This is a genomic window from Saccharothrix longispora (genome assembly GCF_031455225.1).
GTDB lineage: Bacteria > Actinomycetota > Actinomycetes > Mycobacteriales > Pseudonocardiaceae > Actinosynnema > Actinosynnema longispora.
Genome location: NZ_JAVDSG010000001.1, coordinates 5,940,101 through 5,965,148, shown reverse-complemented (window position 1 = coordinate 5,965,148; position 25,048 = coordinate 5,940,101). Strand labels below are relative to the sequence as shown.

The 25,048-nt window shown below is 72.9% G+C and carries 23 protein-coding genes; 15 read left to right on the top strand and 8 right to left on the bottom strand.

Annotated features, from left to right (window positions below; translation table 11 throughout):
- The first annotated feature begins 244 nt into the window (after window positions 1-244).
- Window positions 245-1,555, top strand: coding sequence for a glycoside hydrolase family 18 protein (locus J2S66_RS25055; protein ID WP_310309749.1), 1,311 nt, complete (start codon window positions 245-247; stop codon window positions 1,553-1,555).
- 63 nt (window positions 1,556-1,618) lie between these two features.
- Here the strand turns inward: J2S66_RS25055 and J2S66_RS25050 are convergent, their stop codons facing one another.
- Window positions 1,619-2,224, bottom strand: a complete 606-nt coding sequence (locus tag J2S66_RS25050) for a TetR/AcrR family transcriptional regulator (protein WP_310309748.1) — start codon at window positions 2,222-2,224, stop codon at window positions 1,619-1,621.
- A gap of 77 nt (window positions 2,225-2,301) precedes the next feature.
- On the opposite strand from J2S66_RS25050, the gene J2S66_RS25045 reads away from it, so the two are divergent.
- From J2S66_RS25045 to J2S66_RS25030, 4 genes are all read left to right on the top strand, one after another.
- Window positions 2,302-2,508, top strand: coding sequence for a type II toxin-antitoxin system VapB family antitoxin (locus J2S66_RS25045; protein WP_015105038.1), 207 nt, complete (start codon window positions 2,302-2,304; stop codon window positions 2,506-2,508).
- Between the two features lie 383 nt (window positions 2,509-2,891).
- Window positions 2,892-3,275 (top strand): type II toxin-antitoxin system death-on-curing family toxin, encoded by a 384-nt coding sequence (locus J2S66_RS25040; RefSeq protein ID WP_310309747.1) that lies wholly within the window; start codon window positions 2,892-2,894, stop codon window positions 3,273-3,275.
- 81 nt (window positions 3,276-3,356) lie between these two features.
- On the top strand, window positions 3,357-3,740 hold the full coding sequence (locus J2S66_RS25035) for a MerR family transcriptional regulator (RefSeq protein WP_310309746.1): 384 nt from the start codon (window positions 3,357-3,359) through the stop codon (window positions 3,738-3,740).
- Window positions 3,741-3,784: 44 nt separating this feature from the next.
- Window positions 3,785-4,693: an aldo/keto reductase gene (locus J2S66_RS25030; RefSeq protein WP_310315064.1), complete on the top strand. Its 909-nt coding sequence runs from the start codon at window positions 3,785-3,787 to the stop codon at window positions 4,691-4,693.
- 47 nt (window positions 4,694-4,740) lie between these two features.
- On the opposite strand, the gene J2S66_RS25025 is transcribed toward J2S66_RS25030, so the two are convergent.
- Window positions 4,741-5,190, bottom strand: a complete 450-nt coding sequence (locus J2S66_RS25025) for a flavodoxin family protein (protein ID WP_310309745.1) — start codon at window positions 5,188-5,190, stop codon at window positions 4,741-4,743.
- Window positions 5,191-5,439: 249 nt separating this feature from the next.
- Between J2S66_RS25025 and J2S66_RS25020 the strand changes: the two genes are divergently transcribed.
- Window positions 5,440-5,772, top strand: coding sequence for a hypothetical protein (locus tag J2S66_RS25020; RefSeq protein WP_310309744.1), 333 nt, complete (start codon window positions 5,440-5,442; stop codon window positions 5,770-5,772).
- 34 nt (window positions 5,773-5,806) lie between these two features.
- On the opposite strand, the gene J2S66_RS25015 is transcribed toward J2S66_RS25020, so the two are convergent.
- The 3 genes from J2S66_RS25015 to J2S66_RS25005 are packed head-to-tail and all read right to left on the bottom strand — an operon-like array spanning window position 5,807 to window position 9,991.
- Window positions 5,807-7,423 (bottom strand): phospho-sugar mutase, encoded by a 1,617-nt coding sequence (locus tag J2S66_RS25015; protein ID WP_310309743.1) that lies wholly within the window; start codon window positions 7,421-7,423, stop codon window positions 5,807-5,809.
- On the bottom strand, window positions 7,420-8,250 hold the full coding sequence (locus tag J2S66_RS25010; RefSeq protein ID WP_306748628.1) for a purine-nucleoside phosphorylase: 831 nt from the start codon (window positions 8,248-8,250) through the stop codon (window positions 7,420-7,422). Before J2S66_RS25010 ends, J2S66_RS25015 begins: the two co-directional genes overlap by 4 nt.
- A 46-nt stretch (window positions 8,251-8,296) precedes the next feature.
- Window positions 8,297-9,991, bottom strand: a complete 1,695-nt coding sequence (locus J2S66_RS25005) for a serine/threonine-protein kinase (protein WP_310309742.1) — start codon at window positions 9,989-9,991, stop codon at window positions 8,297-8,299.
- A 102-nt stretch (window positions 9,992-10,093) separates the two neighbouring features.
- Here J2S66_RS25005 and J2S66_RS25000 point away from each other — a divergent pair, with 102 nt between their 5' ends.
- The 6 genes from J2S66_RS25000 (at window position 10,094) to J2S66_RS24975 (ending at window position 18,118) form a co-directional block, all read left to right on the top strand.
- Window positions 10,094-11,911, top strand: coding sequence for a methylmalonyl-CoA mutase family protein (locus tag J2S66_RS25000; protein WP_310315062.1), 1,818 nt, complete (start codon window positions 10,094-10,096; stop codon window positions 11,909-11,911).
- Window positions 11,908-14,094, top strand: a complete 2,187-nt coding sequence (gene scpA / locus J2S66_RS24995; protein ID WP_310309740.1) for a methylmalonyl-CoA mutase — start codon at window positions 11,908-11,910, stop codon at window positions 14,092-14,094. Before J2S66_RS25000 ends, scpA begins: the two co-directional genes overlap by 4 nt.
- Window positions 14,087-15,073 (top strand): methylmalonyl Co-A mutase-associated GTPase MeaB, encoded by a 987-nt coding sequence (meaB, locus tag J2S66_RS24990; RefSeq protein ID WP_310309739.1) that lies wholly within the window; start codon window positions 14,087-14,089, stop codon window positions 15,071-15,073. Before scpA ends, meaB begins: the two co-directional genes overlap by 8 nt.
- Window positions 15,074-15,188: 115 nt before the next feature.
- Window positions 15,189-15,515: a hypothetical protein gene (locus J2S66_RS24985; protein WP_310309738.1), complete on the top strand. Its 327-nt coding sequence runs from the start codon at window positions 15,189-15,191 to the stop codon at window positions 15,513-15,515.
- Between the two features lie 177 nt (window positions 15,516-15,692).
- Window positions 15,693-16,859, top strand: coding sequence for a M20 family metallopeptidase (locus J2S66_RS24980; protein ID WP_310309737.1), 1,167 nt, complete (start codon window positions 15,693-15,695; stop codon window positions 16,857-16,859).
- Window positions 16,856-18,118 (top strand): amidohydrolase, encoded by a 1,263-nt coding sequence (locus tag J2S66_RS24975; protein ID WP_310309735.1) that lies wholly within the window; start codon window positions 16,856-16,858, stop codon window positions 18,116-18,118. The genes J2S66_RS24980 and J2S66_RS24975 overlap by 4 nt, the downstream gene beginning before the upstream one ends.
- Window positions 18,119-18,333: 215 nt before the next feature.
- Here J2S66_RS24975 and J2S66_RS24970 read toward each other — a convergent pair whose 3' ends face one another.
- Complete coding sequence (locus J2S66_RS24970) at window positions 18,334-18,693, bottom strand: DUF6968 family protein (RefSeq protein WP_310309734.1); 360 nt, start codon at window positions 18,691-18,693, stop codon at window positions 18,334-18,336.
- Between the two features lie 110 nt (window positions 18,694-18,803).
- Window positions 18,804-20,522 carry a glycerol-3-phosphate dehydrogenase/oxidase gene (locus J2S66_RS24965; RefSeq protein WP_310309732.1) on the bottom strand — a complete coding sequence of 573 codons (1,719 nt, stop codon included), beginning with the start codon at window positions 20,520-20,522 and terminating at the stop codon, window positions 18,804-18,806.
- Window positions 20,523-20,710: 188 nt separating this feature from the next.
- Here J2S66_RS24965 and J2S66_RS24960 point away from each other — a divergent pair, with 188 nt between their 5' ends.
- The gene (locus J2S66_RS24960; RefSeq protein WP_310309730.1) at window positions 20,711-21,451 is read left to right on the top strand and encodes an MIP/aquaporin family protein; all 741 of its coding nucleotides are present in this window, start codon (window positions 20,711-20,713) and stop codon (window positions 21,449-21,451) included.
- 14 nt (window positions 21,452-21,465) lie between these two features.
- Window positions 21,466-22,971 carry a glycerol kinase GlpK gene (gene glpK, locus J2S66_RS24955; protein ID WP_310309729.1) on the top strand — a complete coding sequence of 502 codons (1,506 nt, stop codon included), beginning with the start codon at window positions 21,466-21,468 and terminating at the stop codon, window positions 22,969-22,971.
- A 49-nt stretch (window positions 22,972-23,020) separates the two neighbouring features.
- Here glpK and J2S66_RS24950 read toward each other — a convergent pair whose 3' ends face one another.
- Window positions 23,021-24,424: an NAD(P)H-quinone dehydrogenase gene (locus J2S66_RS24950; protein ID WP_310309728.1), complete on the bottom strand. Its 1,404-nt coding sequence runs from the start codon at window positions 24,422-24,424 to the stop codon at window positions 23,021-23,023.
- 147 nt (window positions 24,425-24,571) lie between these two features.
- Here J2S66_RS24950 and J2S66_RS24945 point away from each other — a divergent pair, with 147 nt between their 5' ends.
- Window positions 24,572-25,021, top strand: a complete 450-nt coding sequence (locus J2S66_RS24945) for a gamma-glutamylcyclotransferase family protein (RefSeq protein ID WP_306748613.1) — start codon at window positions 24,572-24,574, stop codon at window positions 25,019-25,021.
- Window positions 25,022-25,048 lie beyond the last annotated feature (27 nt).

The window sequence follows — 25,048 nt, the reverse complement described above, 5'->3', positions numbered from 1 at the left end:
ACCTCGGTGTTCAAATTTGAGTACCGAAGCTAGCGCGGCCGGGCGGTCACGCGCACATGCAAAAGTTTGCAGGGTGGGCGGGGCGCGACCCAGGGGTCGACCCGGGGGATCGGCCAAGGGATCGGGCCAGGGGGCCGGAACGACCGGATTGGGCCGTTCGGTCGTAGCAATGGTCTAGACCTCATCACTACCGTGGTCCAGACCACAGCCGGAATGCTGCCGCCGCACCCCCGCGAGGAGAAGCATGTCGAGCAGGAGATGGGTGTTCCCCGCCCTCCTGGCCACCGCACTGGCCGCCTCCCTGGCGCCCCAGGCCGCCGCCCACGGCGACGACCGGCACGGCGGCGACCGCCACGCCGGCGGGACGAAGACCCGCACCGTGGGGTACTACACCCAGTGGAGCGGCTACGACCGGAACTTCCTGGTCAAGAACCTCGTCACCAACGGCACCGCGCCGCGCCTGACGCACCTGAACTACGCGTTCGGGTTCCTCGACGAGGGCGGCGCGTGCGTCAGCTCCGACCCGTGGGCCGACTACCAGCGGCCGTTCACCGCCGAGCAGTCGGTCAGCGGCAAGGCCGACGAGGCGGGCCAGGCGCTGTCCGGCAACCTCAACCAGCTCAAGCAGCTCAAGGCCAAGTACCCCAAGCTGCGGATCAACATCTCCCTCGGCGGCTGGACCGGCTCGAAGTACTTCTCCAACGCCGCCCTCACGCCCCGGTCGCGCGCCGCCCACGTGGCGTCCTGCGTGGACATGTGGCTCAAGGGCGACCTGCCCGGCCTCGCGCCCGGCGCGGCGGCCGGCGTGTTCGACGGCATCGACCTCGACTGGGAGTGGCCGGCCAGCGAGGCCGCGCCCGGCAACGTCGTGCGCCCCGAGGACAAGGAGAACTTCACCGCGCTGCTCGTCGAGTACCGCAAGCAGCTCGGCAAGCTCACCTGGCGGACCGGCAGGACCTACGACCTCACCGCGTTCCTGCCCGCCGACCCGCGCCAGGTCGACCGGGGCTTCGAGGTCTCCCGCGTGTTCGGCCTGCTGACCTTCGGCACGATCCAGGGCTACGACTACCACGGCGCCTGGGACCCGCAGACCAACCAGCAGTCGTCGATCCGCACGCCCGCGGGTGATCCCGCGCCGCTGCCGTTCAGCTCGCAGGTCGCGATCGACCACTACCTGAAGAACGGCGCGCCGAAGAACAAGGTCGTCATGGGCGTGCCCTTCTACAGCCGCGGCTGGACCGGCGTGACCAACGCGGACAACGGCCTGTTCCAGGACGCCACCGGCCCCGCGCCGGCGACGTACGAGGCGGGCTACGAGGACTACCGCGTCCTCAAGGCGCAGCTCCCGCGGTTCACGGTGCACCGCGACACCAGGGCCGGGCACGCCTGGCTGTTCGACGGCACCACTTTCTGGACCTGGGACGACCCCACCGAGATGAAGCGCAAGGGCCGCTACGTGGCGGACCGGCGGCTCGGCGGCGCGATGATCTGGTCGCTCGACGGCGACACCGCCGACGGCGAGCTGATCAAGGCGCTCACCAGCGGACTGTCCTGACAAGGGCAGTTCACGGGGTCCGGGGGGATTTCGCGGCGGCCGTCCCCTCGGACCCCACCTTCCTCACCGGCGGCGCCAGCCGCCGGTGAGGGCGCGCAAGGCGCTCTCGTAGATCGCGTCCACGTCCAGCGTGGCAGGCAGGTTGCCGTTCAGCTCCAGGGTCAGCAGGCCGTGCACCGAGCCCCACACGCCCACCGCGAGCCGCGCCGCGACCTCCGTGGTCGGCTCGCCCTCGAACAGGCCCGCCTCCAGGACGCGCAGGACCCGCTCCAGCAGCGGGGCGACGGTCGCGCAGGAGGCCGCGAACACCTCGGCGGACGGCTCGAAGCCCGGCACGGACTTGCTGTGCATCACCAGGTAGAACTGCGGTTCGGCGAGTGCGCCGCGCCGGTAGCCGAGACCGAGCTGCACGAGGTCCTCGACGGGGTCGGCGGTCAGCGGCACCTCCGCCAGCCGTTCACCGAAACGGTGGAACGCCTCCTCGTAGAGGGCGTTGAGCAGTGCCGGCTTGCCGCCGAACAGCGAGTAGACCGCGGTGGTCGAGGTGTTGACATCGGCCGCCAGCCTGCGCAAGCTCAGTGCTCCCGGCCCTTCCGCGGACAGCAGCTCGCCTGCGCGGACGAGCAAGCGGGCGCGGAGAGCGTCGTCGTGCGTCTTGGGGCGCGGCACCCCCGCAGTGTATATGAAAACAGCGTTACCAAATACTTCCTGGCCATCGTGGTATCAAGTTGGTACCGTCGTTCCCCATGGCGATGACCCTGCGTCTGAGCGACGAGGAGAACCGGCGGCTCGACGAGCTCGCCGCGGCCGAGGGACGTTCCAAGCAAGAGGTGGTGCGCCTGGCGCTCGCCGAGCGCTGGGCGAGGTTGCAGAAGGAGGAGCAGCTGTCCGAGGTGCTCGGGCGCGTGCTCCCCAAGTACCGCGGCCTGCTCGACCGGCTCGGTTCCGCTTGACCCCCGTTCGTCGTATTGCGGACTTCCGCAGCTCTGCGTAATCGATCTGCTCGATCGTGTGATCACCTCCTTTTGCCCTCGTCGTTCGAACACATGTTCGATATGATGAATCCGTGCAGCTCAACGACTGTCAGCCGCTCCGTCTGCGCGCGCACCCGTGCGAACGTCCACGACGCCGCCGGGGGCCCCGGTATGGTGCGCCGTTGAAGATCGGGCCGCGTCCGGGTTGCGCATCGGCGAGCCGCGTGGCCGACACCATCCTCGACGCCGCGCGGGCGGCGAGGCGATACGGACCTGAGGGGGTGGGTGGTGGCGCCAGAATGCCGGCGGCGGCGTGGCCGTCCCGGGGTCCCCGCCCTTCAGGACAGGGAGCGCGTCAAGCAGTGGTCAACTACCTCGACGCCGGCGACTTGCTCGTGCTGGCGACCGCCGTCACAGGCGGGGACCTGGTCGTGCGCGACTTAGGTCTCCTCGACTCCGCAGCCCACCGTCCCAGGGCAACAGTGCTGGGGGTCGAGGCGTACGACACGCTCTGGCTGAAAGCCGCCGCCCTGCTCGACTCGATCGTGCGCACCCGTCCCCTCGTCGAGGGCAACTGGCGGCTCGGCTGGGTCGCGGCCGTCGCGCTGTGCGACATCAACGGCTGGTGGATCGACGCGGAGGAGGACGAGGCGCTCGACCTCGTCCGCGCCCTCGGTCGGGAGCAGATCGACGTCGCCGGCATGGCGGCCCACCTGGAGGCGTGGGGCCTGCCCAAGGATGACTGAACGGCGCTCGTCCCGGCCCGGGCGAGGTCCTCGCCCGAAACGGGTTGACCTGGAGTGCGCTCCAGCTCCTACGGTCGTCCGGTGACTTACTCGATCGCCCAGGCGGCGCAGCGCAGCGGGCTGTCCATCGACACGCTGCGCTACTACGAACGCATCGGCCTGGTGGACCCGCCCGCGAGGGACTCGGGCGGGCGGCGCACCTACAGCGACGACGACCTGGGCTGGCTCCACTTCCTCACCCGCATGCGCACGACCGGCATGCCGATCCGCATGATGCGCGAGTACGCGCAGCTCAGGCACCGCGGCGCGGCGACCGCGGGCCGGCGCAAGCAGTTGCTGTTCGAGCACCGCGCGTCGGTGCGGGCGCGGATCGCCGACTTGCAGTCCTGCCTGGAGGTGCTGGACTACAAGATCTCCCACTACGAGCAGATCGAGCACACCTTCGTGGAAGGGATCACGGCGTGACGCTGCTGGGCGGACTCGAAGCGGGTCGGCAGGGCCTGGGCTGCATGGGCATGAGCCAGTCGTACGGCGCGGGCGACGAACGCGAGTCGATCACCACCGTCCACCGCGCCCTCGACCTCGGCGTCGTGCTCCTCGACACGGCCGACGTCTACGGCGCGGGCGCCAACGAGGAACTGGTGGGGAGGGCTGTCGCGGACCGCCGCGACCGGGTCGTCCTCGCGACCAAGTTCTCCCTCGCCGACCCCGATCGCCGCCCGCGCGGGGACGCGGCGTACGTGCGGCAGGCGGCCGAGGCGTCGCTGCGGCGGCTCGGCGTCGACCACGTGGACCTGTACTACCAGCACCGCGTCGACCCGACCGTGCCCGTCGAGGAGACCATCGGCGCGATGGCCGAGCTGGTCGCGGAGGGCAAGGTGCGGCACCTCGGCATGTCCGAGGCGTCCGCCGCCACGATCCGCCGCGCCCACGCCGTGCACCCGATCGCCGCGCTCCAGAGCGAGTGGTCGCTGTGGACGCGCGACGTCGAGGCGGAAGTGGTGCCCGCGTGCCGCGAGCTGGGCATCGGCCTCGTGCCGTTCTCACCGCTCGGGCGGGGCTTCCTGACCGGCCGCGTCCGGTCCGTCGACGACCTGGCCGACGACGACGTGCGCCGCGGCCTCCCGCGGTTCGCGGAGGAGAACTTCGCCCGCAACACCGCGATCGTCGAGGCGCTCCGCGCGCTGGCGGACGAGCGCGGCGTCACCGCGGGTCAGCTCGCCCTGGCGTGGGTGCACCACCAGGGGGCGGACGTCGTGCCGATCCCCGGGACCAAGCGGGTGGGCTACCTGGAGGAGAACGTCGCCGCCGCGGACCTGGAGCTGACGGACGACGACCTGCGGGTGATCGGGGCCGTCGCGTCGACCGTCGCCGGCGAGCGGTACACGCCCGAGATGCTCGAGCTGTCCAACGGCTGAGCCGACGGAGCGGACCGGCGTGGCGGTCGACCGCCACGCCGGTCCGCTCACACGATCGTGGCGGCGACCACGCCGCCCAGCTCGTAGCACCGCTCCCGCGCGGCCCGGTCCGGTGCGCCGGTGATCGACACGGTCTCGCCCACCGGTGCCCACCCGAGCCCGGTCGTGATGTCCCGGATCGCCCTCACCGCGCCCTCGGTGCCCTGGTTGCCGTGCACGTAGGCGCCGAACGGCCGGCCGCGGGTGGCGTCGAGGCACGGGTAGTAGACGGTGTCGAAGAAGTGCTTCAACGCGCCGCTGACGTACCCGATGTTGACGGGCGTGCCGAGCACGAACCCGTCGGCCGCGAGCACGTCGGACGCCGTCGCGGACAGCGCCGGCACGCGCACCACCTCGACCCCCGCGACCTCCGGGTCGTTCGCCCCGGCCACGACGGCCTCGAACAGCTCGTGCATCGCCGGTGAGGGGGTGTGGTGGACGATCAGCAGGCGCGGCACTCCGCCGAGGGTGCCGTGGAGCGGTCCCGCGCGCAATCGCGGTGCTGTCCGGATTCGCCGCGCGAGTGGTGATCGCCTGTGCGGCCGACCGGTGACCCCGCGGTGGTGCGGCAGCCGGCGAGGTGTGGTCGGCTGGAGGTCGGGGATGTCCCACCGGCCGTCGTCGACCCGCCCTGGTGCATGATCGACATCTGTCGCGGGGAACCGGCGAGGCCCCCACGCGTCTTTAATGGTGACCGGGAGGGAGTCATGGAAACTCGCAGCATCGCCACGATGGAGCGCAACCGCAAGATCGCCTGGGGCGGCGGCGTCGGCCTCTCGCTCGTCCTGATCGGCCTGCCGCTGGTCGCGATCTCGCTGTGGCCGGGTGTCGACCACAGCCCGTGGGAAGTCAACACGATGATCCTGGCGGTCGGCGTCGCGCTGTGCACCGCCGGCTACGTCGCCGGGCGCATCTCGATCGCCGCCATCACCGAGAACCGGCCGAACCGCGTGAGCCCGCCGACCAAGCGGCCGTACCTGGTGGCGGGCGGTGCGCTCGTGGTCGCCGTGCTGTGCCTGGCGATCGCGATCATGTCCTAGTCGGGCCCCGGCCTGGTCGGGCCGCGGGCGGCGCTCAGGTCGCGAGCAGTTCCGACACGCGGGCGCGCAGCTCGGCCAGCCGGGTCGTGGCGCGTTCCCGGGCCGCCGGCAGGTCGTCCGACACGGGTTCGACGACCTCCAGGTACGCCTTCAGCTTCGGCTCGGTGCCGGACGGCCGCACGACGACCCGCACGCCGTCGGCCGTCAGCCGCACCACGTCGGCCCGCGGCAGCAGGTCCTCGAAGGCGAAACCGGCCGGCGGCTCGGCGCGCAGGCGTGCCATCAGCGACCCGATCAGCGACAGGTCGGTGAACCGCAGCGACACCTGGTCGGTCAGGTGCAGGCCGTGGTCGACGGCGAGCTGGTCGAGCGCGTCGAGCAGGTCGCGGCCGGACGCCTTCAGACCCGCCGCCAGGTCGCACGCCAGGACGGCCGCCGAGATGCCGTCCTTGTCGTTCACCGCGTCCGGGTCGACGCAGGTGCCCAGCGCCTCCTCGTAGGCGAACACCAGCCCCTCGCCCGCGCGGACCAGCCACTTGAACCCGGTGAGCGTCTCCGCGTACCGGGCGCCGTGCGCCGCCGCGACGGACCCCAGCAGCGACGACGACACGATCGTGGTGGCCACCAGCGGGGCCGGCCGGTCCACCGTGGACAGGACGAGCGAACCGAGCAGCACGCCGGTCTCGTCGCCGCGCAGCATCCGCCACGACCCGTCGCGCCCCCGCACGCCCAGCGCGCACCGGTCGGCGTCCGGGTCGAGCGCGATCGCCAGGTCCGCGTCGACCTCCGCGGCGAGCGCGAGCAGGCGGTCCGCCGCACCGGGCTCCTCCGGGTTGGGGAACGCCACGGTGGGGAAGTCCGCGTCCGGCACGGCCTGCTCGCGCACGACCCGCACGTCGGTGAACCCGGCCCGCCGCAACGCCTCCACGGCCGTCGCGCCACCCACGCCGTGCATCGGCGTCAACACCACCCGCAGGTCGCGCGCCGTGCCGCGGGGCAGCGACGCGACCCGCTCCAGGTACTCGTCCACCTCGGCGTCGGTCACGGTCCCCCACGACCCCGCCAGCGGCACGGACACCGCCGCGGGCACCGCGCGGATCGCGGCCTCGATCTCCCGGTCCTCCGGCGGCACGATCTGCCCGCCGCCCGCCAGGTACAGCTTGTAGCCGTTGTCCGCGGGCGGGTTGTGCGAGGCGGTGATCTGCACGCCCGCCACCGCGCCGTGCCGCTTGACCAGGAACGCGAGGACCGGCGTCGGCAGCGGCCGGGGGAGTGCGCGCACGTCGAAACCGGCGGCGGCCAGCACCCCGGCCGCCGCGGCGGCGAAGTCCTCCGAGCCGTGCCGGGCGTCGCGGCCGACGAACACCGTGCCGGTGTGCCCGTTCGCCGTGAGCCACGCGGCCAGCCCGGCCGTGGTGCGCACGACGACGGCCCGGTTCATGCCGTTGGGCCCGGCGCGCACGGGGCCGCGCAGCCCGGCGGTGCCGAACGTGAGCGGCCCGTTCATCCGGTCGGCCAGTTCGTCGGCCGCCACCGGGTCGCCGCCCATGGCCCGCGCCAGCACGCCCTGGAGCTCGGCGCGGGTGGCCGGGTCGGGGTCGTCGGCGATCCACCGGAACGCGGCGTCGCGCGACGCCGGTGCCAGGCTCATGCCCGCGCCACCAGGTCCGCGCGGGTCACCAGGTCGCGCAGGAGCGCGCCCATCCGGCTCGCGGCGGCCTGCCCGGCCTCCAGCACCTCCTGGTGGTTGAGCGGCTCGCCCGTGATGCCCGCGGCGAGGTTCGTGACCAGGGACAGCCCGAACACCTCGACGCCCTCGGCGCGGGCCGCGATGGCCTCCAGCACGGTGGACATGCCGACCAGGTCGGCGCCCATGGTGCGCAGCATCCGGATCTCGGCGGGCGTCTCGAAGTGCGGACCGGGCAGGCCCGCGTAGACGCCCTCCTCCAGCGACGGGTCGATCCGCCGGGCGAGGTCGCGCAGCCGCGGCGAGTACAGGTCGGTCAGGTCCACGAACCGCGCCCCGACCAGCGGCGACGACGCGGTGAGGTTCAGGTGGTCGCTGATCAGCACGGGCTGCCCGACCGACATGCCCTGCCGCAGGCCGCCGGCGGCGTTGGTCAGGACGACCGCGCGCACCCCGGCCGCGGCGGCGGTGCGCACGCCGTGCACGACCCGCTCGACGCCCTTGCCCTCGTACCCGTGCGTCCGACCGAGCATGACCAGCACGTTCTTGTCGCCGACCGGCACCGACCGCAGCGTCCCGCCGTGCCCGACGGCGGTGGGCGCCGCGAAGCCGGGCAGCTCGGCCATCGGCACCTCGGCGGCGGGTTCCCCGATCAGGTCGGCGGCCGGGCGCCAACCCGAGCCGAGGACGACGGCGATGTCGTGCTTGCCCACCCCGGTCCGCTCGGCCAGCGCCTGGGCGGCCTCCGTGGCCAGGGCCTCCGGTGTGGTGTTCTCACTGATGGCGGTCACGGCACGGCAGCCTAACCGCCGCCCCGGGCCGCTGCCCGCGAGCCGGCTAGCCGGTCACCACGAGCGTCGGCGCGATCGTCGTGAACAGGTCCCGCCCCGTCGCCTCCTGCTCCGTCGGCACCACGACCTCCACCACCCACAGGTCGGCCCCGCGCGGCAGGACGCGGGAGTAGTGGGTGCGGCGCAGGTCGGGTGGCGCCGGGGCGCCCGCGCGCGACAGGACCGTGGCGCGCTCGGCCGTGCGGTAGCTGTAGCCGACCCCCTGCTCGGGGCCGCCCGGCGGGAGGACGTCGGTGGGCTCCGCCGGCGTCTCGTAGAAGTAGTCCTCGCCCCACTTCGCCCGGACGGAGGCGATGTAGTCCCCGACGTCGTGCGCCGGGTAGTAGTCCGGGAAGCGCTGCACCGTCACCTCGTGCACCCCGCCGGGCGCGACCAGGTGCACGACGGTGCCCGGCGCCAGGCCCTCGTTGGTCCGCTGCTCCAGGAAGCCCGTCCAGTCCGGGCCGACGTCGATGGTGAATTCGGCGCCCTGCTCGCCCTTCGCCGACGCGGCCGAGGCGGTGGTCGGGGCGAACGACGGGGGCTCGGTGATCGCGGGCAGGGACGGCGTCCCGGTGTCCGCGGGCGGCGGCAGCAGCGGGGCGCCGGCCACGGTCCGGGTCAGCGCGAAGCCCGAGGCGCCGCCGATCGCGAACAGCACCGCGGCGCCCAGCGCCACCAGCGCCGACATCAGGGGGTGCGACCGGCTCGGCGAGCGGGTCGCGGTGGGGGACACCGGGAACGGCAGGGGGCCGGGGTCGTCGGCCAGCGGCGTGTCCGGCGCGATCCGCGGCTTCACCAGCGGCGGGCGCACCACCCGCACGACCGGTCGGGTCTCCGCGCCGGCCGGGAACACGTCCGTCCCGGGGTCGGGCAGCAGCGGGCGCACCAGGCGGCGCACCTCGGCCAGCGGCATCCGCTCGGCCGGGTCCTTCGTCATCAGGCCGGTCACCACCGGAGCCAGCGCGCCGCACGCCGTCGCGGACGGCACGTCGCCCTCGACGACCTGGTTGATCGTCTGGAGCACGTTCGCGCCCTCGTACGGCTGCCGGCCGGTCATCGCGTGGAACAGGGTCGCGCCGAGCGACCACTGGTCGGCGACCGGCGACACCACTTCGCCCGCGGCCACCTCGGGCGCGATGTAGGCGGGTGTGCCGAGCGTGATGCCCCGGCTGGTGAGCGTCGCCTCGGCGACGTTGCGGGCGATCCCGAAGTCGGTCAGCTTCACCCGGCCGTCGTCGGCGACCAGCACGTTGCCCGGCTTCACGTCCCGGTGCGTGATGCCCGCCCGGTGCGCGGCCTCCAGGCCCGCGGCGACGGCGTCCGCGACGACCGCGCCCTGCGCGTCGGTGAGCGGTCCGCGCTGCCGCACGATCTCGGCCAGGGAGGACGAGACGACCAGTTCCATGACGACGTAGGGGTCGCCGTCGACCTGGGCGACGTCGTAGAGCGTCACCAGGTTCGGGTGCGCCAGCGCCGCGGCCGAGCGGGCCTCGCGCAACGTCCGCTCGCGCAGCAGCGCCGCCTCGCCGTCCGACGCCTCCGCGGGGCGGAGGATCTCCTTGACGGCCACGTCGCGGCGCAGCACCTCGTCGTGCGCCGCCCAGACCGTGCCCATCGACCCCCGGCCCAGGACGTGCCGGAGACGGTAGCGCCCCGCGATCAGGCGGTCGCCCCCGGTCGACCCCTGTTCTTCCTCCACTGGGTCATCATTCCCCAACGTGGAAGACTGGCGTCTGCATCGTTCACGGCGGTGAACCTCACATAGCCGCCGTACTACTGGTGAGTAACACTGCGGAGCATGATGGAACCGTCAGGCGAGTTGGCGCTGGCCGCCGAGTTCCCCACCCCCGACCGGGAGGCGTGGCTCGACCTCGTGCGCGGCGTGCTCCGCAAGTCGGGCGCCGACTTCGGGTCGCTGGTCACCACCACCTACGACGGCATCGACGTGCAGCCGCTCTACACCGCCGCCGACGAGGCCCCGGCCGCCGGGTTCCCCGGCCTGCCCCCCTTCACCAGGGGCGGCCGGCCGCAGGGCTCGGTCGACGGCTGGGACGTCCGCCAGCAGCACCGGGTCGCCGACCGGGACGCGGTGACGGCCGACCTGGAGAACGGCGTCACGTCGCTGTGGCTCAAGGGCCTCGACCCCGCCTCGTACGACGACGTGCTCGCCGACGTCTACCTCGACCTGGCGCCCGTGGTCGTCGACGGCGGCGCGGACTTCCTCGCCGCCGGGCGCGCCATGCTGCGGGTCTGGGACCAGCGGCCCGTGCTGCCGAGCCAGGTGCGCGGCAACGTCGGCGCGGACCCCCTGGGCGTGCGGGCCCGCACCGGGCAGCCCGCCGACCTGGCCGCCCTCACCGACCTGCTCGGCAAGGCCCGCGGGTTCCCCGAGCTGCGCGTCGTCGTCGTGGACGGCCTGCCGTTCCACGAGGCGGGCGGGTCCGACGCCCAGGAGCTGGGCGCGTCCCTCGCGGCCGGCGTCGCGTACCTGAGGCACCTCACCGAGGCGGGCCTGACCGCGGCCGAGGCCGTGCGGCTGCTGGAGTTCCGGTACGCGGCCACCGCCGACCAGTTCCTCACCATCGCGAAGTTCCGCGCCGCCCGGCGGCTGTGGGCGCGGGTCACCGAGGTCTCCGGCGCACCCGCCCCGCAGCTCCAGCACGCGGTGACCTCGCCCGCGATGATGACCCGACGCGACCCGTGGGTGAACATGCTGCGCACCACCGTGGCGTGCTTCGGCGCGGGCCTGGGCGGCGCGGACGCGGTGACCGTGCTGCCGTTCGACGCGGCCATCGGCCTGGCCGACGACTTCTCCCGGCGCATCGCGCGCAACACCCAGTCGCTGCTGCTGGAGGAGTCGAAGCTGGCGGGCGTGATCGACCCGGCGGGCGGCTCCTGGTACGTGGAGAAGCTGACCGACGACCTGGCGCGCGCCGCCTGGGACTGGTTCCGCCGCATCGAGGCCGCGGGCGGCCTGCCGAAGGCGTTCGACCTGGTCGCGGGCGAGATCGCGGAGACGTGGGCGAAGCGGCGGGAGAACCTGGCCGACCGCACCGACGCCATCACCGGCGTCAGCGAGTTCCCGGACCCGACCGAGCGGCCCGTCGTGCGCCCGCCCGCGCCCGGGGAGCCGGGTGCCGGGGAACCGGGTGCGGGGAAGCCGGGTGCGGGGGAGCGGGCGGGCGGCCTGCCGCGCGTCCGCTACGCCCAGGAGTACGAGGCGCTGCGCGACGCCGCCGACGCGGCCCCCGAGCGGCCCAAGGTCTTCCTGGCCACGCTCGGCCCGGTCGCCGCGCACACCGCGCGCGCCACGTTCGCCGCCAACCTGTTCCAGGCGGGCGGCATCGAGACGCCGAGCGCCGGCCCGACGAGGACCGCGGACGACGTCGTCGCGGCGTTCCGCGCCAGCGGCGCCCGCGTCGCCTGCCTGTGCGGCAGCGACAAGGGCTACGCCGAACTGGCCGCGCCCGTCGCCGACGCGCTGCGCGAGGCGGGCGCCGAACGGGTCCTGCTGGCCGGGAGGACGTCCGACGCGTCGATCGACGAGCACGTCTTCACCGGGTGCAAGGCGCTCGACGTCCTGGAGCGCACCTTCGACCTCCTCGGAGTGCAGCGATGATCCCGAACTTCGCCGACGTCGACCTCGGGGAGCCGACGCCGTCGACCGCCGCCGAGTGGCAGCAGGCGCTCCAGGAGGCGACCGGCAAGGGCGCCGACGCGCTCGCGTGGGAGACGCCGGAGGGCATCGGCGTCAAACCCGTCTACGGCGGGGCGGACACCGAGGGACTGGACTTCCTGGGCACCTACCCGGGCATCGCGCCGTTCCTGCGCGGCCCGTACCCGACCATGTACGTCAACCAGCCGTGGACCATCCGGCAGTACGCCGGGTTCTCCACCGCCGAGGAGTCGAACGCCTTCTACCGCCGCAACCTCGCGGCCGGACAGAAGGGCCTGTCCGTGGCGTTCGACCTGGCCACGCACCGCGGCTACGACTCCGACCACCCGCGCGTGGCCGGCGACGTGGGCATGGCGGGCGTGGCGATCGACTCGATCTACGACATGCGGCAGCTGTTCGAGGGCATCCCCCTGGACAGGATGAGCGTGTCGATGACCATGAACGGCGCCGTGCTGCCGGTCCTCGCGCTCTACGTCGTCGCGGCCGAGGAGCAGGGGGTGGCGCCGGAACTCCTCGCGGGGACCATCCAGAACGACATCCTCAAGGAGTTCATGGTCCGCAACACCTACATCTACCCGCCGCAGCCGTCGATGCGGATCATCTCCGACATCTTCTCGTACACCTCGCGGCGGATGCCGAAGTTCAACTCGATCTCCATCTCCGGCTACCACATGCAGGAGGCCGGGGCGACGGCCGACCTGGAGCTGGCCTACACGCTGGCGGACGGCGTGGAGTACCTGCGCGCGGGCCGGGACGCGGGCCTCGACGTGGACGCGTTCGCGCCGCGGCTGTCGTTCTTCTGGGCGATCGGCATGAACTTCTTCATGGAGGTCGCCAAGCTGCGGGCCGCCCGCCTGCTGTGGGCCAAGCTGGTGAAGGGCTTCGCCCCGCAGAACCCCAAGTCGCTGTCCCTGCGCACGCACTGCCAGACGTCCGGCTGGTCGCTGACCGCGCAGGACGTGTTCAACAACGTGGCCCGCACGTGCGTCGAGGCGATGGCCGCGACCCAGGGGCACACGCAGTCGCTGCACACCAACGCGCTGGACGAGGCGCTGGCACTGCCCACGGACTTCTCCGCGCGCATCGCCCGCAACACCCAGCTGCTGCTCCAGCAGGAGTCCGGCACCACCCGCGTGATCGACCCGTGGGGCGGCAGCGCGTTCGTCGAGCGCCTGACGCACGACCTCGCGCACCGGGCGTGGGCGCACATCACCGAGGTCGAGGCCGCCGGCGGCATGGCCAAGGCCATCGACGCGGGCATCCCGAAGCTGCGCATCGAGGAGGCGGCGGCCCGCACGCAGGCCCGCATCGACTCCGGGCGGCAGCCGGTGATCGGCGTGAACAAGTACCAGGTCGAGGCCGACGAGAAGATCGAGGTGCTCAAGGTCGACAACGCCGGGGTGCGCGCCCAGCAGCTCGCCAAGCTGGCGCGGCTGCGCGCCGAGCGCGACCAGGCGGCCGTGGACGGCGCCCTCGACGCCCTGACCAGGGCGGCCGGCGGGGACGGCAACCTGCTGGAGCTGGCCGTCGTCGCGGCCCGCGCCAAGGCCACCGTCGGCGAGATCTCCGAGGCCCTGGGCCGCGTGTGGGGCCGCCACACCGCGCAGATCCGCACCATCACCGGCGTCTACCGGCAGGAGGCGGGTTCCGTGACGAACCTGGACGCCACCCGAGAGGTGGTCGAGCGCTTCGCCGAGGAGGAGGGCCGCCGGCCGCGCATCCTGGTCGCCAAGATGGGCCAGGACGGCCACGACCGCGGCCAGAAGGTGATCGCGACGGCGTTCGCCGACCTGGGCTTCGACGTGGACGTCGGCCCGCTGTTCCAGACCCCGGACGAGGTCGCCCGCCAGGCGGTCGAGGCCGACGTGCACATCGTCGGCGTCTCGTCCCTGGCCGCGGGCCACCTCACGCTGGTGCCCGCGCTGCGGGAGGCGCTGGCGGAGCTGGGGCGCGAGGACATCATGATCGTGGTCGGCGGCGTGATCCCGCAGCAGGACTTCGACGCGCTGCGCGAGGCCGGGGCGGCGGCGATCTTCCCGCCCGGCACGGTCATCGCGGACGCCGCGGGCGACCTGCTGCGCAAGCTCGCCGACCGGTTGGGCCACGAGCAGCCCGCCGATGCCTAGGCGGGTCGACGTCGGCGAGTACGCGAAGGGCGTGCTCGCCGGCGACCGCGGCACCCTCGCGCGGGCGATCACGCTGGTCGAGTCGACCAGGCCCGACCACCGGGCGGCGGCGCAGGAGCTGCTGGTCGAACTGCTGCCGCACGCCGGCAACGCGCACCGCATCGGCATCACCGGCGTGCCCGGCGTCGGCAAGTCGACGTTCATCGACGCGTTCGGGACGATGCTGACCGGGCTCGGGCACCGGGTGGCCGTGCTGGCCGTCGACCCGTCGTCCACCCGGACCGGCGGGTCGATCCTGGGCGACAAGACGCGGATGGCGCGGCTCGCGGTGGACCCGGCGGCGTTCATCCGGCCCTCGCCGACCTCCGGCACGCTCGGCGGCGTGGCCCGCGCGACCCGCGAGTCGATCGTGCTGGTCGAGGCCGCGGGGCACGACGTGGTGCTGGTCGAGACCGTCGGCGTCGGGCAGTCCGAGGTCGCGGTGGCCAACATGACCGACTGCTCCCTCTTCCTCGCGCTGGCGCGCACCGGCGACCAGCTCCAGGGCATCAAGAAGGGCGTCCTGGAACTCGCCGACGTGATCGCGGTCAACAAGGCGGACGGCCCGCACGAGGTCGAGGCCCGCAGGGCGGCCCGGGAGCTGGCGGGCGCGCTGCGGCTGCTGCGACCGCCCGACGCGCTGTGGCACCCGCCCGTGCTGACGTGCAGCGGACTGGACGGCTCGGGCCTGGAGGCGCTCTGGGAGCAGGTCGGCGCGCACCGGGCGGCGCTGGAGGGCGCGGGCGAGCTGACCGGGCGCCGCCGCCGCCAGCAGGTCGAGTGGACGTGGGCGACGGTGCACGACCGGCTGCTCTCGCGATTGCGGTCGGCGCCGGCCGTGCGCTCGATCGTGCCCGAGGTCGAGCGGCAGGTGCGGGATGGCGAACTGACCCCCACATTGGCCGCCGATCGCATATTGGATGCGTTCCGGGACGTATAAGACCTGAAAGTGTGCACTTTCTGCGCACAAGTACACACGCGACGTGAACAGCCCACCGGTTTGGCGGACCACGGGCAGTGGTAACCGGACTGTGCGGTGACTAGGCTTGGCAACCATGTGGCGATCTGCGTTCGCGGTGTGCTTAGTGGTGCTGGCCGGTGCTCTCGCCGTGTCGGGCACAGCGTCGGCCGCGCCGTCGTCGCAGGTCCGGCACGTCGTGCAGCCCGCGGACACCCCCGCGCCGGGTAACGAGACGCTCCAGCCCGGCACCACGGTGGGCCCGGGTCCCGCCGTCGACGCGCCGCAGGAGCCCGCGCCGTCGACGTCGACGGACACGCGCAAGAAGTTGTGGCTAGGCGGTATCGCGCTGCTCTTGTTCGCCCTCGTGTATTGGCGCAACAAGAAGCGGTGGTCGAAGTGGCGGGCGGGCAAGAAGGGATAGCGTTCCACGCACTGGGACGGGCCGGTCGGTATATGGTCCCCCTGTAGAAGTGCCTGCGCAGAGTTGATCGGTACGACCGATACTCGAGCACCGCTTGGCGCACCCCCGCGACCGGTTGCCGGTTGACCGGCGTGAGGGGCCTCGCGGCTCACGGGCCTGATGCAGGATGGATGTGAAATGAGTACCGACTTCAAGATGAGCACGCGCTCGGCCGTCGAGCGGTACTCGACCGCCCTGGTGGACCTGTCCCGCAGCATCCACGCGGAACCCGAGCAGGCGTTCGCGGAGCACCGCAGCGCCGCCAAGGTCGCCGACCTGCTCGCCGCCGAGGGCTTCGAGGTCGAGCGCGGCGTCGCCGACCTGGAGACCGCGTTCACCGCCTCGTTCGGGTCCGGCGAGCTGGTCCTCGGCCTGTGCGCCGAGTACGACGCCCTGCCCGAGGTCGGCCACGCGTGCGGGCACAACGTCATCGCCGCCGCGTCCACCGGCGCCGCCCTCGCCCTGCGCGACCTGGCCGACGACCTCGGCCTCACGGTCCGGGTGATCGGCACGCCCGCCGAGGAGGTCGGCGGCGGCAAGGTGCTCATGCTCGAACGCGGGGTCTTCGACGACGTGGCGTTCTCCATGATGGTGCACCCGGCCCCGTACGAGGCGGTGGCCGCGCGGTCGCTCGCCATCACCGACGTCGAGGTCCACTACACCGGCAAGCCCTCGCACGCCGCCGCCGCGCCCCACCTCGGCGTGAACGCGGCGGACGCGATCACCGTCGCCCAGGTCGCCATCGGCCTGGCCCGCCAGCACCTCGAACCCGGCCAGATGGTCAGCGGCATCGTCACCCGCGGGGGCACCGTCCCCAACGTGGTGCCCGCCGCGACCTCGGCGATGTTCGACCTGCGGGCCGACGACATGGACTCCCTGCGCAGGCTGGAGGAGCGGATCAACCGCTGCTTCGAGGCCGGCGCCCTGGCCACCGGCTGCACGCACGAGGTCGTCAAGGTCTCGCCCGTATACGCCGAGCTGACCCCCGACCCGTGGCTCGCGGACGCCTACCGGCGCGCGGTCACGGAACTGGGGCGGCGTCCCATGAGCCCCGAAGACGAGCTCAAGGAGAAGATCGGCAGCACCGACATGGGCAACATCACCCGTGCGCTGCCGGCCATCCACCCGACCATCGCCATCGACTGCGGAGACGCGGTGAACCACCAAATCGAGTTCGCGAACGCCTGTGCCTCGGCTTCGGCCGACCGAGCAGTGCTCGACGGGGCGCTCGCCCTCGCCTGGACGACAATTTCCGCCGCTGTGGACACCGATCAGCGCGCCCGTCTCCTGGGCGGTGCGGCATGACGGTCCTGGACGCGCGCCTGCCGGAAGAGGGGGCCGATGTGCTGTTGACCGATCACGGGGTCAGCATTGCCCTTGTGGACGATCTCGGTGAGGGCCGCGGGCCCTCCTGGCTGGACGACTGGCTGGCGTCGAACGCCCCCGAGGTCGTCGCCTGGCGGCGGCACATCCACGCCCACCCCGAGCTGTCGCGCAAGGAGTACGCCACCACCGAGCTGATCGCCCAGGTGCTCCGCTCGGCGGGCCTCAAGCCGCGCATCATGCCCGGCGGCACCGGCCTGGTCTGCGACGTCGGCTCCGGCCCGCGCTGCGTGGCCCTGCGCGCCGACATCGACGCCCTGCCGATCACCGAGGCGGGCGGCTCGCCGTACGCGTCCACCGTGGACGGCGTGATGCACGCGTGCGGGCACGACGCGCACACCACCGTGCTGCTGGGCGCGGCCCTGGCCCTCGCCTCGGCGACCGAGCTGCCCGGCCGGGTGCGCCTGGTGTTCCAGCCGGCGGAGGAGGTCATGCCGGGCGGTGCGCTCGACGTGCTCGCCGCGGGTGGCCTGGACGGCGTGGAACGCATCTTCGGCCTGCACTGCGACCCGAGGCTGGAGGTCGGCCGCGTCGGCACGAGGATCGGCCCCATCACGTCCGCGTCGGACATGCTGGAACTGCGCCTCACCTCGCCCGGCGGCCACACGTCCCGGCCGCACCTGACCGCCGACCTCGTGCACGCGCTGGGCACCGTGATCACCGGCCTGCCGGGCCTGCTGTCCCGGCGCGTGGACCCCCGTTCGGGCACGGTCCTCGTGTGGGGCGCCGTGCACGCCGGCGAGGCGCCCAACGCGGTCCCGCAGGACGGCGTGCTGCGCGGCACGCTGCGCACCGGCGACCGGGACACCTGGGCGGAGCTGGAGCCGCTGATCAAGGAGCTGGTCGGCGCGCTGCTGGCCCCCACCGGGGTCGGTTTCGACCTGCACCACCGCCGCGGCGTGCCGCCGGTCGTCAACGACCGGGAGAGCACGATGCTGCTCAGGGCCGGCATCGAGGCGGCGCTGGGCGAGGACGCGCTGGCGGGCACCGTGCAGTCGTCCGGCGGTGAGGACTTCGGCTGGTACCTGGAGCACGTGCCGGGCTCCTTCGCCCGCCTGGGCGTGTGGGACGGCGTCGGCAAGCAGCGGGACCTGCACCAGCCGGAGTTCGACCTGGACGAGCGGGCGCTGATCGTCGGCGTGCGCGTGATGGTGCACGCCGCGCTGGCCGCGCTGGCCTGAGGAAGCGGTCGAGGAACCACCCGAAGCGCTCCTGGGGGAGCGAACGCTTGCGCAGGGGTCCCCGCCAGGGGGACCCCTGTTCTTGATTCTTCCAGAGCGGACCGACAATCCGGGCCGGTCGACGGGCGCCGACCAGACGCGTGCCGACTGCCCGCGTGCCGACTGCCCGCGTGCCGACCGCAGACCGCCCGCGTGCCGACCGGACGGGTTCGGGGTCAGGCGCTGGGCGGGACGAACCCCGGCGGGACGAACTCCGGCGGCACGACGGTCAGGCCCAGCTCCGGCACGCCCAGCCAGTCCAGCTCCACCCCCGCCTCCTCCGCCCGCGCGGCCAGCCCCAGCCTCAGCGCGTACACGCCGAGCAGCAGCGCCTGGAGCGAGTCCACCCCGAACGACGCCGAGACCGCCTCGTCACCCAGCCCCACCACCTGGTGCGGGCAGCACCAGTCGCCGTTCCGGCTCAGCGGGTCCGGGTGGGGCGTCCCGACCCTGATCACCACGGACGCGCGCGTGCCGTCCCCGGCCACCGCCTCCAACCGCCGCTCGGCCACCACGACACCCATCTCGTACGTCACGTGATCGACGGTACCGCCACCGCCGCGCGGAAGGTCGAGTCCGTCCTCGGCGCGCTCGTGATCACGCCCCGGCAGGGCGTTCACCGCCCGCGTCGCCCACGGGACGCCGGTCAGCTCACGGGTTCGGTCAGCTCCGGCCGGGCCTCGGGCGCCGCCGCGCGGACGGCGTCCGCCGCCTGGTCGTCCGGCTCGGCCTGCGAGGCGCGCTCGGCCTCCACGCGCGTCGTGTAGACGGACACCTCGTGCGCGATGCGCCCCTCGTCCCACCCGAGCACGCCCGCCATGAGCCGCGCGACCGGTTCGGCGCACTCGACGCCGCGGTGCGGGTACTCGATCGAGATGCGGGTGCGGCGGGTCAGCACGTCCTCCAGGTGCAGCGCGCCCTCGTGGGACGCGGCGTAGGTGACCTCGACCTGGAGGTAGTCGGGCGCGGCGGGCACCGGCTTGAGCAGGTCGGGGCCGGCGGACGCCAGCACCTCGTGGACCAGGGAGCCGTAGCGGTCGAGGAGGTGGCGCACCCGGTACGGGTGCAGGCCGTAGCGGGTGGCCAGCTGGTCCGCCTGGTTCACCAGCGCGTGGTAGCCGTCCGCGCCCACGAGCGGCACCTTGTCCGTGATGGACGGCTGGATGCGGCCCGGCAGGTCCACCCCGGCGGCGTCCACCGCGTCCGCGCCCATCACCCGGTACGTCGTGTACTTGCCGCCCGCGATGGCGACCAGCCCGGGCGCGACGCGGGCCACGGCGTGCTCGCGCGACAGCTTCGACGTGGACTCGCTCTCCCCGGCCAGCAGCGGCCGCAGACCCGCGTAGACGCCCTCGATGTCGTCGTGCGTGAGCGGCGTCGCGAGGACCGAGTTGACGTGGTCGAGCACGTAGTCGATGTCCTTGCGGGTGGCCGCCGGGTGCGCCAGGTCCAGGTTCCAGTCGGTGTCCGTGGTGCCGACGATCCAGTGGTTGCGCCACGGGATGACGAACAGCACCGACTTCTCGGTGCGCAGGATCAGACCCGTCTCGGAGACGATCCGGTCGCGCGGGACGACGATGTGCACGCCCTTCGACGCCCGGACGCGGAACCGGCCGCGCGAACCCGACAGGCGTTGCAGCTCGTCGGTCCACACCCCGGTCGCGTTGATCACGGCGTGCGCGCGCACCTCGGTCTCCCGGCCGTCCTCGACGTCGCGCACGCGGACGCCCGACACGCGGTCCGCCTCCTTCAGGAAGCCGACCACCTGGGTCGAGGTGCGCACCACGGCGCCGTAGTGGGCGGCGGTGCGGGCCACCATCATCGTGTGGCGGGCGTCGTCGGCCTGCGCGTCGTAGTAGCGGATGCCGCCGACCAGGGCGTCCGGCTTCAGCGCGGGCACCATGCGCAGCGCGCCCGCGCGGGACAGGTGCTTCTGGCCGGGCACCGAGCGGGCGCCGCCCATCGTGTCGTACATGAGCAGACCGGCGGCCGTGTACGGGCGCTCCCACGCGCGGCGCGTCAGCGGGTACAGGAACGCCACCGGCTTGACCAGGTGCGGCGCGAGGCGGGTGAGCATGAGCTCGCGTTCCCGCAGGGCCTCGCGGACCAGGCCGAACTCCAACTGCTCCAGGTAGCGCAGGCCGCCGTGGAACAGCTTGGACGAGCGGCTCGACGTCCCGGAGGCCAGGTCGCGGGCCTCGACGAGGGCGACGCGCAGGCCGCGGGTCGCGGCGTCCAGGGCCGCGCCGGCACCCACCACGCCGCCGCCGATGATCACCACGTCGAAGGTGTCCGCGCCGAGCCGCTCCCACGTGCGCTCGCGCTCGTCGGGGCCGAGACGTCCGGGCTGGTTGGGCGTGACCACGCTGTTCGCCTCCCTGATGCCGACGTCGACCGGAAACTCCGACCAGGACTGACTCGACCACGTTACCCGCCGGTACGCCACCCGTGGACAACTGATCAGGTCGGAGTTAGCGTCAGCGGCGTTGTGGGGTGGGCAGCGCCGCCGGACCCGGACAGTGCTGCCTCCTGCGAAGGCGAGGAGGTCGGCGGATGAGCAGTGGCTCGATCTTCGTGTGGGAAGTCCTCGGCACCGCGGTGCTGATCCTGATGGGCGCGGGCGTCGTCGCGAACGTCACCCTGAAGAGTGCACTCGGCAACTCGGGAGGGTGGCTTCTGATCAACTTCGGCTGGGGTTTCGCGGTCTTCGCGGGCGCCAGCATCGCCGCGCCGAGCGGCGCTCACCTCAACCCGGCGGTGACCCTCGGGCTGGCCGTCGCGGACAAGCTCCCGTGGGGCCAGGTGCCGGTCTACTTCGCCGCGCAGCTGGTCGGCGCGTTCCTCGGCGCGGTGCTCGCGTGGCTCACCTACAAGAAGCAGTTCGACACGCACGACGACCCGGCCGGCACGCGCGGCATCTTCTGCACCGGCCCGACCGTGCCCAGCGCGCCGTGGAACGTCGTCAGCGAGGTCATCGCCACGTTCGTGCTGGTCGCCTGGGTGCTGCTCAGCCCGGCCGCGAAGGAGATGGCGGACGGCGTGCCGCAGCTCGGCAACTCCGCGCTGGGCTACGCCGGCGTCGCGTTCGTTGTCATCGGCCTCGGCAACTCCCTCGGCGGCCCCACCGGGTACGCCATCAACCCCGCCCGCGACCTCGGCCCCCGCATCGCCTACGCCGTCCTGCCCATCCGGGGCAAGGGCAGCGCCGAGTGGGGCTACGCCTGGGTGCCGGTCGTCGGCCCGCTCCTCGGCGCGGTGCTCGCCGGACTCCTCTACCTGGTTCTGCCCGTCTGAAAGGACGCATCCCCATGACGAAGTACGTGGCCGCGATCGACCAGGGCACCACGTCGACCCGGTGCATGGTCTTCGACCACTCGGGGCGGGTGGTCGCGGTCGACCAGAAGGAGCACGAGCAGATCTTCCCGAGGGCCGGGTGGGTCGAGCACGACCCGGCGGAGGTGTGGGCGAACACCCGGCAGGTCGCCGCGGGCGCGCTGGCCAGGGCCGACCTGGACGCGGGCGACATCGCCGCGGTCGGCATCACCAACCAGCGCGAGACCGCCGTGGTCTGGGACCGCACCACCGGGCGACCCGTCTACAACGCGATCGTGTGGCAGGACACCCGCACCGACGCGATCTGCCGCGCGCTGGGCGAGCTGGGCGGCGGCCAGGAGCGCTACCGCGACAAGACCGGCCTGCCGCTGGCCACCTACTTCTCCGGCCCGAAGGTGCGCTGGATCCTGGAGAACGTCGAAGGCGCCCGGGAGAAGGCCGAGGCCGGTGACCTGGTGTTCGGCAACATGGACACCTGGGTGCTGTGGAACATGACGGGTGGCGTGAACGGCGGCGTGCACGTCACCGATCCCACCAACGCCTCCCGCACGCTGCTGATGGACCTCGACACGCTGAGCTGGGACGAGGGCATCGCCGCCGACATGGGCATCCCGCTGTCGATGCTGCCGGAGATCCGGTCGTCGTCCGAGGAGTACGGCAGGGTGCGCGAGCGCGGCGCGCTGGCCGGCGTGCCGATCGCGGGCATCCTCGGCGACCAGCAGGCCGCCACGTTCGGCCAGGCGTGCCTGTCGCCGGGCGAGGCCAAGAACACCTACGGCACCGGCAACTTCGTGCTGCTCAACACCGGCACCGAGAAGGTGATGAGCGAGAACGGCCTGCTCACGACGGTCTGCTACAAGATCGGCTCGGCCGCCCCGGTGTACGCGCTGGAGGGGTCGATCGCGGTGACCGGCTCGCTCGTGCAGTGGCTGCGCGACAACCTCGGCATGATCACCACGGCCGCTGAGGTCGAGGAGCACGCCCGCACCGTGGAGGACAACGGCGGCGCGTACTTCGTGCCCGCGTTCTCCGGCCTGTTCGCGCCGTACTGGCGGTCCGACGCGCGCGGCGCGATCGTCGGCCTGACCCGCTTCGTCAACAGGGGCCACCTGGCCAGGGCGGTGCTGGAGGCCACGGCGTTCCAGACCCGCGAGGTGATCGACGCGATGAACGCCGACTCGGGCGTGGCGCTGACCTCGTTGAAGGTCGACGGCGGCATGGTCGTGAACGAGTTGCTCATGCAGTTCCAGGCGGACATCCTCGGCGTGCCGGTGATCCGCCCGGTGGTCAGCGAGACGACGGCCCTGGGCGCCGCCTACGCCGCCGGGCTCGCGGTCGGGTTCTGGGAGTCCGAGGACGACATCCGGCAGAACTGGGCCCAGGACAAGCAGTGGGACCCGGACATGGACGACGAGACCCGCGAGACGCAGTACGCCCTGTGGAAGAAGGCCGTGACCAGGACCTTCGACTGGGTGGAGTGACCGCCCTCCCCGGGGGGAGGGCGCTGCCGCCCTCCCCCCGGGGACCGGCTCAGTCCAGGTCGTCGTGGCGCATGAGCTGGCGGCCGGCCTCGGTGAGCGACCCCGTCAGCGACGGGTACACCGAGAACGTGGTGGCCAGGTCCTCCACGGTCAGCTGGTTCTGCACGGACAGCGCGATCGACAGGATCAGCTCGCTGGCGTTCGGCGCGACCACGACACCGCCGATGACCACGCCGGTCGCCGGACGGCAGAACAGCTTCACGAAGCCCCGCCGCAGGCCCTCCATCTTGGCGCGCGGGTTCGTGGCCAGCGGCAGCATGACGGTGCGGGCGGGCACGGTGCCCGAGTCGATCGCCTGCTGGCTGATGCCGACGCTCGCGATCTCCGGGTTGGTGAACACGTTCGCCGCGACCGTCTTGAGCTTGATCGGGCTCACGCCCTCGCCCAGCGCGTGCCACATGGCGATGCGGCCCTGCATGGCGGCCACGGACGCGAGCAGCAGCACGCCCGTGCAGTCGCCCGCCGCGTAGACGCCGGAGACGTTCGTGCGCGACACCCGGTCGACCGGGATGTAGCCGCCGCGGCCCAGCTCGATGCCGATCTTGTCCAGGCCCAGGTCGGCGGTGTTCGGGACCGAGCCGACCGTCATGAGCGCGTGGCTGGCCTCGATCGTGCGACCGTCCTCCAGGTGAATCAGGACACCGTCGCCGGTGTTCTCCACCCGGTCCGCGCGGGCGTGCTTGACCACCGCCGTGCCGCGTTCGGCGAACACGTCCTCCAGCACGGCCGCCGCGTCGGCGTCCTCGTGCGGGAGGACCCGGTCGCGGGACGAGACCATCGTCACCTTCACGCCCAGTTCGGTGTAGGCGGAGGCGAACTCCACGCCGGTGACACCCGAACCGATGACGGCCAGGTGCTCGGGGAGTTCCGGGAGGTCGTAGATCTGGCGCCAGGTGAGGACGCGCTTGCCGTCCGGCTCGGCGCCCGGCAACACGCGCGGGGTCGCGCCCGTGGCGATGAGCACCACGTCGGCCGGCAGCACCTCCTTGGTGCCGTCGTCCGCCAGCGCCACCACCTCGTGCTGGGCGAGGCCCTTGGCGCCGTCGCAGAACTTCGCGGTGCCGTTGACGATCCGCACGCCCTCGCGCTGGAGGCGGGCGCGGACGTCCGCGGACTGGGCGAGCGCGAGGCCCTTCACCCGGCCGTGGACGACCGGCAGCTCCACCTCGGCGGCGGCGTTGTTGGTGCGGATGCCCAGCTCACCGGCGTTGCGGAAGGCGCTGCGACCACCGGCGGAGGCGATGAACGTCTTGGACGGCACGCAGTCGTAGAGCACGCAGGCGCCGCCCAGGCCCTCGTTCTCGACGATGGTCACGTCGGCCCCGTGCTGGGCCGCGACCAGTGCCGCTTCGTAACCTGCGGGGCCACCGCCCATGATGACGATGCGGGTCACGACACGTCCTCCTAGGGTTGTCGGCGCTGGTGCCGGCGCTGTTTGCGCCGTTTGCGACCGGTGACAACGGTACGCGGTCGGGTACGGGGGCGTGTCGTCCGGTCTTCTCGTGCCTCGCGTTGATCGCGGTGTCGCTAGGCTGTGGTCGTGCCGCTCTATGCCGCGTACGGGTCCAACATGGACCCGAACCAGATGATGGAGCGAGCCCCGTACTCCCCCATGGCGGGGACCGGGTGGCTCGCCGGTTGGCGTCTGTCGTTCGGTGGCGAGGACCTGGGCTGGGAGGGCGCGCTCGCCACCATCGTCGAGGACCCCGAGTCGCAGGTCTTCTGCGTGCTCTACGACGTGAGCCCGCGCGACGAGTCCCGCCTCGACAGGTGGGAGGGAGCGCTGGGCCTCTACAAGAAGATCAGACTCCGGGTCCAGACCCTGGAAGGCTCGGTGACCGCCTGGCTCTACGTCCTGGACGCCTACGAGGGCGGGCTCCCGTCGGCCCGCTACATCGGCGTGGTGGCCGACGCGGCCGAAGCCGCGGGGGCCCCCGACGACTACGTGGCCGACCTCCGAACCCGCCCCTGCCGCGGCATAGGCCCCTGACCCGCGAGTCGTAAACCCAAGCCGCGC